The organism is Cupriavidus respiraculi (assembly GCF_914271545.1).
In the GTDB taxonomy this organism is placed as follows: Bacteria; Pseudomonadota; Gammaproteobacteria; order Burkholderiales; family Burkholderiaceae; genus Cupriavidus; species Cupriavidus respiraculi.
Map to the genome: position 1 here is coordinate 105,422 of NZ_CAJZAH010000007.1, position 11,327 is coordinate 116,748.

7 protein-coding genes are annotated in these 11,327 nt (G+C 68.5%); 3 read left to right on the forward strand and 4 right to left on the reverse strand.

All coding sequences use genetic code 11. From position 1 onward, the window contains the following. Positions 1 to 8 precede the first annotated feature (8 nt). Positions 9 to 869 carry a hypothetical protein gene (locus tag LDO27_RS22575; RefSeq protein ID WP_224044108.1) on the forward strand — a complete coding sequence of 287 codons (861 nt, stop codon included), beginning with the start codon at positions 9 to 11 and terminating at the stop codon, positions 867 to 869. Between the two features lie 120 nt (positions 870 to 989). After that, positions 990 to 2,915, forward strand: coding sequence for a hypothetical protein (locus tag LDO27_RS22580; protein WP_224044109.1), 1,926 nt, complete (start codon positions 990 to 992; stop codon positions 2,913 to 2,915). A gap of 90 nt (positions 2,916 to 3,005) precedes the next feature. On the opposite strand, the gene LDO27_RS22585 is transcribed toward LDO27_RS22580, so the two are convergent. Genes LDO27_RS22585 through LDO27_RS22595 form a run of 3 tightly spaced genes read right to left on the reverse strand, consistent with a single transcriptional unit; the run spans position 3,006 to position 8,895 of the window. Next, complete coding sequence (locus LDO27_RS22585; protein WP_224044110.1) at positions 3,006 to 4,481, reverse strand: efflux transporter outer membrane subunit; 1,476 nt, start codon at positions 4,479 to 4,481, stop codon at positions 3,006 to 3,008. 1 nt (position 4,482) lies between these two features. Continuing rightward, positions 4,483 to 7,635, reverse strand: a complete 3,153-nt coding sequence (locus LDO27_RS22590; RefSeq protein WP_222202975.1) for an efflux RND transporter permease subunit — start codon at positions 7,633 to 7,635, stop codon at positions 4,483 to 4,485. A 30-nt stretch (positions 7,636 to 7,665) separates the two neighbouring features. After that, on the reverse strand, positions 7,666 to 8,895 hold the full coding sequence (locus tag LDO27_RS22595; protein WP_222202976.1) for an efflux RND transporter periplasmic adaptor subunit: 1,230 nt from the start codon (positions 8,893 to 8,895) through the stop codon (positions 7,666 to 7,668). Between the two features lie 499 nt (positions 8,896 to 9,394). Here LDO27_RS22595 and LDO27_RS22600 point away from each other — a divergent pair, with 499 nt between their 5' ends. Then, a complete protein-coding gene (locus tag LDO27_RS22600; RefSeq protein WP_222202978.1) occupies positions 9,395 to 10,114 on the forward strand; it encodes a TetR family transcriptional regulator in 720 nt (239 codons plus the stop codon). Between the two features lie 18 nt (positions 10,115 to 10,132). On the opposite strand, the gene LDO27_RS22605 is transcribed toward LDO27_RS22600, so the two are convergent. Then, a complete protein-coding gene (locus LDO27_RS22605; RefSeq protein ID WP_222203283.1) occupies positions 10,133 to 11,242 on the reverse strand; it encodes an ABC transporter substrate-binding protein in 1,110 nt (369 codons plus the stop codon). Positions 11,243 to 11,327: the final 85 nt, after the last annotated feature.

An 11,327-nucleotide genomic window follows, 5' to 3' on the forward strand; every position in this document is an offset into this window, starting at 1 on the left:
AGCCCACCATGCCCTTGCAATCCTCGGTCCTCCATGCCTCGCCATCGCTGCCTCCCGCCGTGCCCGACGGCAACGATACGCAGGCCCCCGCCACGGCTTCCGCCACCCTTCCGTTGTCCACCGACAATCGCGGCGAACAGACTGCCCGCATCGCCCTGCTTCCCTCCGAACTGCTCGCCAACATCGCCGGCTTCCTGTCGCTGCGCGAGGCCAACACGCTGGGCAACACCGCCTCCGCCTTCTGGGACTGGCTCGCCACGAGCCGATGCGAGGCGCGCGCATCGCGGGCCCGGACGGTGGCCGACTTCGACAGGCTGATCGCCGATGTGATGCCCGCCCCGGCGGCGTTCCGCCGGCACGTCATCGCGCTGCTGGACGACCGCATCGGTGCGCTGCCGCCCATGGAGAGTCGGCGCGCCGTGGGCACGCTGCGCGGCGCGCTGTTCTCGACCATCGATATCGAGGCTGCGGTAAGGAACGTCCGCAACGACGGTGACGTTCGCCGGCTGGTCAGGGACGCGACGGACGCGCCGGACGCCACGCGCGTTGCGCTGGCCCGCGCCTTGTGGGACCGCATTGCGTCGCTCGACGTGTGCGCGCAACCCGGCAGCTGCCGGGCCCTTGTCGGGCTGATCACGAACACGGAGTCGATCGGGCGCGACCCGCTATGGATGGAACGCGTGGTGGAGCTGTACACGCTCTCGGATACCGCTCAAATCAAGGTCACGAAGGCGCAGCGCGAGCAGGAATTCCAGCGCCAGCGCAACGCCCTGCTCGTGCAGCATCTGGCCACGTGGCTTGCCGATCCGCGGGGACCGCTGCAGGGATTGCTGAACGACACAGCGCACGATCGCCAGGGGCATCCGTAAGCCCTGTCCCGCGACAGGAATCCTGACGCGATCCGGACTTGCAGTGCCGTTGAATGCCGGCAACGCCCCCGCCCTGCTCCGCTCGCGCCACCGCTCTCCGGCCATCGCTTTGGAGGCGCCATGCCCAGCGACACCGCCAGCACCCTCTCCTCTTCGCATCGCCTCGACACCTGCACGCCCCCTCCCGTACCGCCCGAGAACGGCGGCGCGGAGTCCCAGCTTCTGCGCCCGATGTTCGTCGGCCACTGCCTGGACGTCGTGCAGGGCCATCTCGGCCTGCGGGCTACCAGCGCACTGTCGCGTACTTGCTGGATGCTTCACCACCGGCTGGATATTGCCGTCGCGGCCCGGCGCATGGAACTGGAACTCGAAGCGCTGGAGATCGCGGACCGGGCCGGCAACGCCGCCTCGCCACTGGCGGTGGCGGCGGTGCTCGCCGAGACAGCCCGTAATCCCTTCGCCGACCGTGACGCCATTGCCGGAGCGCTGATGAGGCAGGCGAAAACGATGCGCGCCGGAAAAAACGAGGCACAACGGCTGCTCAGGATCGCCATCGACAAGGAGTCCGATCTGCGGGCATGCCGGCTGCGGTATGGCGTCTGTCTCAGACTGTTTACCAATGAACAGCTCGCAACCATGCGGCAACGCGACGTGGCGAGGTTGCGGACATTGCCACCGGAGGCGCGCGGCAAGCTGCTGGCCATCATCGTCAGGTCGCACGACAAGGAGCACGGCTTCGATGCCGCGGCGATGAAACGCTACGTGGACATCGCCGCGACGCTGCCCGCTGCGTCGTGCAGCACCGTGGCCCGGGCATTGGTGGACAGCCACAGCGCGTTCAGCTATTTCCGGGCGGGTCCGCCGGCGCTTGCCCTGTATGGGACGCTCATCGGCATCGCCATCCAGATGCGCGAGCCGGACGGCAATCTGGATGCCCATGGCCGCGCGATCTTCGAGTCGCTGGTCAAGCCGCTGGAATGCCACATTGCTCCCGACGTGAAGGAGCGCCTGCCCGCGGGCAGCTTCAGCGGCGTGTTCAATTGGGTGTGCAACGCCATGGGATCCATCGCGCCGGCACAGCGTGGACCGCTGCTTCGGTCTCTGGCGACGGGATTGGGCTTCGGCTTCTGCGCCGACACCGCGCAGGGGCGCATGCAGGGATGGTCGTGGCTCTACGACGCGGCGGCGTCATTGTCGCCGGAAGTGCGCGCCGAATACTTCGCAGGACTGCTCAGGTGGTTCGAGTCGGCGCCGCCGGCCGAGATTGCCACGTACCGGTCATGGTGGCTCAACGGGGTCGCGACACTGCCCGCGCCGCAGATGGCGGCGTTCCTGGCCAGCTTCTGCACCAGCCACACGGACACGCCGTGGGATACCGCCACCAGGGACACCTTCATGACCCTCATGGATGCGCTGCCGCCTCGGCAAAGATCCGAGGTGCTGCGCGCCTACATCAGCGCCCGCGGCTCGCCGGATGCGCTTCCCGAGATTCACGCGGGCCTTGGCTCCCTGCCGCCCGAAGAGCGGGAGCGGCCGCTGGGTGCGGCGCTATACCTGCTGATGTCGCACCACAACTGGCGCAGGCCCTACGACCCGCTCGCCGCCACCAGCGCCCCGGCGTCGGCCAAGCGCCGGAAAGGCGACGATGCGTTGACCTGGATCCTCGGGCATCTGGAAGCGCTGCCCGTCTCCTCCCGCGCCGCGGTACTGCTCGACTACGTCGGCCACTGGTTCTCGTCGGTCGACCGCGCATGGCGGGCGATCATGCAATTGGTCCAGGGACTTCCAGCGCCGGAGCGCGAGTCCGGCATCAGCGAGATGGTGCGCGCCACGCTGCATCCCCATTCGCGCCACAAACTGAGCCACACCAACTGGTGCGCATGCATGAAGGCGGTGCTGACCATTCCCGCAACGTCACCGCAGCGTGCATGCGCGCTCAAGGCGCTGGAAGACAGCATCCACCTGCTTCCGGCCGCCAAGCGGGCGGCTTGCGAGAAGCAGCTCGCCGATGCCGCGGCGCCGGCCCCGCCTCCGGCCGAAAGCTGACCCGATGCGTGATGTGCCGCCCGCCCGCTGGCGAACAAAAAAAACGGCCGCCAGGTGACTGGCGGCCGTTTCGCTGGGTGACGCCCAGCCCTACTGCACGGCCTGCGGCGCGCTCGCGGGCGCTGCCGCCACGGGCCCGGTCTCGGTCAGGCCGCCACCCAGCGCGCGGTACAGGTCGATGGCATTGTTCAGCCTCAACTGCCGTGCCTGCACCAGGGCCTGCTCGGCGCTGAACAGCTGGCGCTGCGCATCCAGTGCTTCGAGCTGACCGGTCACGCCCGCGCGGAAACGCGCCCGTGCAAGTTCGAAGCGGGCGGCTTCGGCGTCGCGCACCTGCTCCTGCCCGGCGACCTGATCTTCCAGCGTGCCGCGCGCCACCAGCGTGTCCGCCACCTCGCGGAAGGCCACCTGGATGGTCTTCTCGTAGTTGGCGATCTGGATGTTCTTGCGCACGTTGGCCAGGTCCAGGTTCGACAGGTTGCGGCCGAAGTCGAAGATCGGCAGCACCAGCTGCGGGGCGAACGACCACGCGCCGGTGCCCGAATCGAACAGCGACGAGAACGTCGGGCTGATGCTGCCCGCCTGCGCCGTCAGCGTGATGCGCGGGAAGAATGCCGCGCGCGCCGCGCCGATATTCGCGTTGGCGGCCAGCAGTTGCTGCTCGGCCTGGCGTATGTCGGGACGCTGCTCCAGCAGGTCCGACGGCATGCCGGCGGGAATATCGCTGATCAGCCGTTCGGCCGACAACTGCGTTTCCTGCGGCAGGTCGGCAATGCTGCCCAGCGGCCTGCCGACCAGCACCTCCAGCGCGTTCTGCGCCTGCGCGCGCTGGCGGGCCAGCTCGGCGGATGCGACGCGCGCCTGCGCCACCAGCGATTCGGTGTCGCGCAGCTCCAGCGCCGAGGTGGCGCCGGCTTCGAAACGCTGGCGCGCGAGGCCGAAGGTCTCCTCGCGGGTGCGCAGCGTGTTGCGCGCGATCTCGTACTGTTCCGAGTAGGAACGCTCGGCCAGGTAGGCCTTGGCGACTTCGGCCACCAGCGAGATCTGCGCCGAGCGGCGCGCCTCTTCGGTGGCGAAGTACTGCGCCAGCTGCGCGTTGGTCAGGCTGCGCACGCGGCCGAAGAAGTCCAGCTCGTACGAGGTGATGGCGCCACCCGCCTGCCAGTACTCGGCGATATAGCCGGTGCCCAGCGGCGACTGCGCGCCCGACAGCCGCTGGCGCGTGTAGCCGCCGGTGGCGTTGACGGTGGGCAGCAGGTCGGCACGCTGCACCTGGTACAGCGCGCGCGCCTCCTCGATGCGCAACGCGGCGGTGCGCAGGTCGCGGTTGTTCTCCAGCGCGTTGGCGATCAGCACCTGCAGCCGCGGATCGGGGAAGAACTCGCGCCAGCCGATATCGGCCGCGCGGCGAGATTCGCCGCTCTTCACCTCGGCCTGCCCGTAGCCCTCGGGCGCCGCCGGGAACGTCGCGGCCACCGGCGCGGCCGGGCGTTCATAGCGGGGTGCCAGCGTGCAGCCCGACAGGACGCCCGCCACCAGCAGCAACGTGGTCAGTGTCTTGGTCATGTCAGATTTCCTCCTGCGGCTCGCGCCACTTCTGGTCGAGCATGCGTTGGCGCTTGCTGCCCTTGAATCGCTTGCGGATCACCACGAAGAACACCGGGACCAGGAAGATCGCCAGCACCGTGGCGGTGATCATGCCGCCCATCACGCCGGTGCCGATCGCGCGCTGGCTGCCCGAGCCCGCGCCGGTGGAGATCGCCAGCGGCAGCACGCCCAGGATAAAGGCCATCGACGTCATCAGGATCGGGCGGAAGCGCAGATGCACCGCTTCGAGCGTTGCCTCGATCAGACCCTTGCCCTGCGCCTGCAGATCCTTGGCGAACTCCACGATCAGAATGGCGTTCTTCGCGGACAGGCCGATCGTAGCGATCAGGCCCACCTTGAAGTACACGTCGTTCGGCATGCCGCGCAGCGTCACGCCCAGCAGCGCGCCGAGCACGCCCAGCGGCACCACCAGCAGCACCGCCACCGGGATCGACCAGCTTTCGTACAGCGCGGCCAGGCACAGGAACACGATAATCAGCGACAGCGTGTACAGCATCGGCTCCTGCGAGCCGGCCAGCCGTTCCTCATAGGACTGGCCCGACCACTCGAAGCCGAAGCCAGGCGGCAGCTTGGCGTAGATTTCCTCCATCGCCGCCATCGCCTCGCCCGTGCTGCGGCCCGGCGCGGCCTGACCGGCCAGCTTCACGGCCGGCAGGCCGTTGTAGCGCTCCAGGCGCGGCGAACCCATGACCCACTTGGACGTGGAGAACGCCGAGAACGCCACCATGTCGCCGTTGCCGTTGCGCACGCGCAGCTTGCCCAGATCCTCGGGCAGCAGGCGGTCGCCGCCCTCGGCCTGCGCTATCACGCGGCGCACGCGCCCTTCGTAGATGAAGTCGTTCACATACGAGGAGCCGAACGCGATCGACAGCGTCTGGTTGATGTCCGCGATCGCCACGCCCAGCGCGCGCGCCTTCTCGCGGTCGATATCGATCTGCAGCTGCGGCGCGTCTTCCTGGCCTTCCGGACGCACGCCGGCCAGCACGGGGTTCTGCGCGGCCATGCCGAGCATCATGTTGCGCGCTTCCATCAGCTTCGCGTGGCCCTGGCCCGAGCGGTCCTGCAGGCGGAAGTCGAAGCCCGAGGAGTTGCCCAGTTCCGGAATGGCCGGCGGGTTCAGCGGGAAGATGATCGCGTCCTTGATGCCGGACAGCGCGCCGAAGGCACGGCCCACCATCGCTTGCGCGGTCTCGTCGGCGCCGGTGCGCTCCTTCCAGTCCTTGAGCCGCACGAACGCGATACCGCCGTTCTGGCCGCGGCCGAAGAACGAGAAGCCCGCCACCGTGATCATCTGGTCGACGATCTTGGCTTCCTTGTTCAGGTAGTAGTCCTCGATCTGCTTGAGCACGCCGATGGTGCGCTCCTGCGTGGCGCCGTTTGGCAGCTGCACCACGGTGATCGTGTAGCCCTGGTCCTCATCGGGCAGGAACGACGACGGCAGCTGGCGGAACAGCAGCACCACGGCGACCACGATCAGGCCGAACAGGATCATGTAGCGGCCGGTGCGTCCGAGGATGCGGGCCACCACGCCCTGGTAGCCGGTGGCCGCGCGGGCGAAGGTACGGTTGAACCAGCCGAAGAAGCCCTTCTTCTCGTGGTGGTGCCCCGCTTCGACGGGCTTGAGCAGCGTCGCGCACAGCGCCGGGGTCAGCGTCAGCGCCAGCAGCGCCGAGAAGGCCATCGAGGCGATCAGCGACAGCGAGAACTGGCGATAGATGTTGCCCACCGAGCCGGCGAAGAACGCCATCGGGATGAACACCGCGGTCAGCACCAGCGTGATGCCGATAATGGCGCCGGTGATCTGGCCCATGGCCTTGCGGGTCGCCTCGCGGGGCGAGAGCCCCTCCTCGCTCATGATCCGCTCGACGTTCTCGACCACCACGATCGCGTCATCGACCAGGATACCGATGGCCAGCACCATGCCGAACATCGTCAGCACGTTGATCGAGAAACCGAACGCCAGCAGCATGCCGAACGTGCCCAGCAGCGCGACCGGCACCACCAGCGTCGGGATGATCGTGGCGCGGATGTTCTGCAGGAACAGGTACATCACCAGGAACACCAGCAGGATGGCTTCCAGCAGCGTCTTGATGACCTCCTCGATCGAGATCTTGACGAAGGCCGACGTGTCGTAAGGCACCGTGAACTGGTAGTCGGCCGGGAAGAACTTGGCCAGCTCCTCCATCCGCTCGCGCACCGCGGTGGCCGTGGCCAGCGCGTTGCCGGTCGGGGCCAGCTTGATGGCGATGGCCGCCGACGGCTTGCCGTTGGTGCGGGCCTGCGTCGAATAGTCGGCGCCGCCCAGCTCTACCGTGCCCACGTCGCCGATGCGCACCGACGAGCCGTCCGGGTTCACGCGCAGCAGGATGTTGGAGAACTGCTGCGGCGTGGTCAGCCGGCTCTCGGTGGTGATCGTCGCGTTCAGCTCCGTGCCGCGCGGCGACGGCGTGGCGCCCAGCTCGCCGACGGCCACCTGGATGTTCTGCTCCGAGATCGCGCGGGTGACGTCGATCGGCGTCAGGTTGAAGCCGGTCAGCTTGGCCGGATCCAGCCAGATGCGCATCGCGTATTCGGTGCCGAACAGGTCGGCCGAACCCACGCCGGGCACGCGGCGGATCGAATCGATGACGTTGGCCGAGATGTAGTTGCCCAGCTCGATCGCGGTGGCCGTGCCGGACTTGGACGTCACGGTCAGGAACATCATGTAGTTGTTCCCGGCCTTGTCCACCCGCACGCCCTGCTGCCGCACTTCGGCCGGCAGGCGGGCCTCCACGCGCTTGAGCCGGTTCTGCACCTCGACCGAGTTCAGGTCGACGTTGGAGCCGGGCTGGAAGGCGATGGTGATCGTCGCCAGGCCCGTCGACTCGCTGGTCGACGTGTAGTACATCAGCCCGGGCGCGCCATTGAGCTCCTGCTCGATCACCGAGGTGACCGAGTCTTCGAGCGTCTTGGCCGATGCGCCGGGATAGGTCGCCGAGACCGAGATCGTGGGCGGCGCGATATTGGGGTACTGCGCGATCGGCAACTGGAAGATCGACAGTATCCCGCCCAGCACGATGATCAGCGCGATCACCCACGCGAACACCGGCCGGTCGATGAAAAACTTGGCCATAAGACTGGCTCCCTTCGTATTCCGCTTTGATTAGCCTTGCTTGGCCCCGGCCTTCGCATCCGACGCCGCCGCGGGCGCCGCGGGGGCGCTGGCGCCGGCCGCGGGCTGCGGCTGCGCGCCTTGCGCCTGGAACGGCACGGCCTTGGCGGGCGCGCCCGGCTTGACCTTCTGCAGGCCTTCCACGATCACCTGTTCGCCGCCCTTCAGGCCCTCGGTCACGACCCAGTCGGTGCCGATGGCTACCGGCGCCTTCACGGGCACGGCGGCGACGTTGCCGTCGGCGCCCACCACCATCACCGAGGCGCCCTGCGCGGTACGGATCAGCGCCCGCTGCGGCACGGTCAGCGCGTTCTGGTCCAGGCCCTGCTCGATCTTCACGCGCACGAACGTGCCGGACAGCAGCTCGCGCCGCGGATTGGGAAACTGGGCCCGCAGCGTGATCGCGCCGGTGGTCGGATCCACCGTCATGTCGGAGAACAGCAGCTTGCCGGTCTGCTCGTACTCGGTGCCGTCGTCCAGCAGAAGGTGCACGCGCGCGCCGCCGTTCACCGACTGGAGGCGGCCGGACTCGATGGCGCGCTTCAGGCGCATCACCTCGTTGGCCGGCTGGGTGAACGTCACCCAGATCGGATCGACCTGCTCCACCAGCGCCAGCCGGGTCGCCTCGCCGTTGCCGACCAGCGCGCCTTCGGTCACCAGCGCGCGGCCCGCGCGGCCGGAAATGGGCGCAGTGACGGTGGTGTAGCCAAGGTTGATCTGCGCGGTGGTGACCTGCGCCTTGGCCGACGCGATATCGGCGGTGGCCTGTCCGGCTTGCGCCACGGCCTCGTCGTATTCCTGCTTGCTGACGGCGTTGATGGCCACCAGCGGCTTGTAGCGCTCGGCCTTCTGGCGCGCGGACACCGCATTGGCCTCGGCGCGCGCCAGCGCGGCCTTGGCCGAGGCGAGCTGCGCCTCGTACGGCGCCGGATCGATGCGGAACATCACCTGCCCGGCCTTGACCTCGCCGCCCTCGCGATAGTTGCGCGACAGCACGATGCCTTCGACCCGCGCCCGCACTTCCGCGGTACGCACGCCTTCCAGGCGGCCCGGCAACTCGTTGACGACCGGCACGGCGGTGGGCTTGATGGTCACCACACCCACTTCAGGGGGCGGCGGCGCGGCGCCTTGCGGCGCCTTGTCGCCACAGGCGGACAAGGTCAGCGCGGCCGACACCGCAACGGCAACGGCAACCAAACTGGAACGTTGGGACTTCCTCATCGATAACCCCATGATGGCAATGTGAGATCGGCCACACCGCGCCTGCGAGCCAGGCGAGCGGAAACAGCCGAGCCCGCCGCGGAGCCGCAGCGGGAAAAAAAGGACAATGCTAGCCACTTTTCGTAGCCAAGCTATGACGTAAGCGACGAACGGCCGGGAATGTGTTGCGAGTCGCCAGCACATGAGCGCGAACGGCAATCGCCGAGTGCATCAAGCACCGCACCGATACGCCGTGCTGGCCGAACGGGTGACTGGGGCGTAGTATATATACATCCAAGCATGTATGTAAATCTTTGTGCAATGCAAGATTACCTGCAGCGCTTTTCTTGACAGGGACCATCCCCATATGTGCAAGTCGCCCACTACGGTAGGATGCGCGCCTTGCGCACTGCAACAGGCCGAACCGTGCCCCACCCGAGTATTGTGATGAATTCTACGCTTCGGCGATTCCCCCACCCAAGTGCGAGCCCGCGCGCTACGGCCTCGCGCTGAGACGATCATGGCCCGACGAACCAAGGAAGAGGCGCTCGAGACGCGCCACCGGATCCTCGACGCAGCCGAAGCCGTCTTTCACGCCCGCGGCGTGGCGCGTCCCTCGCTGGCGGATATCGCGGAAGCGGCGGGCGTCACCCGCGGCGCGATCTACTGGCATTTCAAGAACAAGAGCGATGTCTTCGCCGCCATGTGCGACCGGGTGCACCTTCCGGTCGAGGCGCTGTGCGAGCCGGAGCGCATCGCGCGCCAGGAAGACCCCCTCGGCGGCATCCGCGATGTCTGCGCCTTCGTGATGCGCCAGACCGTGATCAATCCCCAATGGCGCCGGGTGTTCGAAATCATCTTCCACAAGTGCGAAATGGTCCAGGAAAACGGCGCCATCCTGGACCGGCAGCGCCAGTCGCACGAGGAGGGCATGGCGCGCATGCGCGAGCATCTGCGCCTCGCGCTGGAGCGCGGGCAGCTGCCCGCCGACCTGGATCTGGACATGGCGGTCAACGCCTTCCATGCCGCGATCGGCGGCGTGCTGGCGCACTGGCTGTTCGCCCCCGGCGATTTCGACCTGGACGCCAACGCCGAGCGGCTGTCCGACGTGTTCATCGACACGCTGCGCCTGTCGCCGTCGCTGCGAAAGGGCTACGTGCCGCGCCCGATGGCCAAGCTCGATGCCGAGGTGGCGTCCTTCTGCCTGGGCTCGCCGCAGGCCGCCGCCGAGGTGAAGTAAGGCGCGGCGGGCAGGGTGCTAGGCCCGCATCGCATCGCGCCAGCGCGCCAGAAAGGCACGCTTGCGCAGCGCGTCCTGCGCCGCGAGCAGCCCCGGGCCCACGCTGATCGGCTTGAAGGCGTAGCCCAGCCGCTCGGCCAGCGCGATGGCGTTGTGCTGGCTCTGGGTATCGGTGCGGATGGTGTAGAGCCGCGACGCCGAGCGCGCGAGCAGCGCCTGCCCCTCGCGCGAAAGCAGGAAATCCAGCCATAGCCGCGCGGCGTGCGGATGCGGCGCGCGCCGCTGGATCAGCGCCACGCGCGACATCACCAGCGTATAGTCCGCCGGCGCGATCACCTCGATATCGGCGCCGCGCTCCATCAGTGACAGCGCATACGAACCCAGCAGGTTGTACCCGGCCACCAGCTCGCCGCTGGCGATGCGCTCGACCATGTCGGCGGTCGACGCCGACAGCCGCACGCCGGCGCGTCCCAGCGCCTGCGCCAGATACCAGAACTCGTCGCCCATGCGCGCGTCCTGCTGCGCCAGCAGATAGCCCACGCCGGATTGCTCCACGTCGTAGGTCACCACGCGGCCGCGCCAGCGCTGCGCGTTGTCCTGCAGGATCCGCGCGAGCCCGCTGCGGCTCTTCGGCATGGCCATGCCCGCGAAATGCCGGCGGTTGCACACGATCACCGCCGGCTCGAAGGTCGTGCCCCAGGCCTCGTCGCGCCACACCGCCCAGCCGGGCAGCCCGGCGCGTTCGGGCGAGAGGTAGCGCAGCGCGTGGCCGTCGTTGACCAGCTTGATCTGCAGGTCCATCGCCGTGCTCCACAGCACGTCGGCATGGTCGGGGCTGGCGGGCCTGGCGGCGTCCGCGAGAAAGCCCCGGTCCAGCTCGATGGTGTTCAAGTCACGGTAGCGCACGCGCAGGCCGGGATAGCGCGCCTCGAACGCCGCGATCAGCGGCCGGGCGATATTTTCATCGGTCGAGGCATGGACATTGACCGCGCCCTCCTGGATCGCCCGCGCGATCAGGTCCGGGTACGCCGCCGGATATCCCGCGGGCGGCGGCGGCAACGACGCGGGGGCGGGGGCGCCCGCCGCGGGCCATGCCGCGCCGAGGGCGAGGCTGGCCGAGGTCGCGATCAGGCGCCGGCGCGCGGGCGAGGGCGGGACATCGGGCGGGAGATCGGCTGCGGACAAGATCGGACGCGGAAGAAGGGGCGCGAGG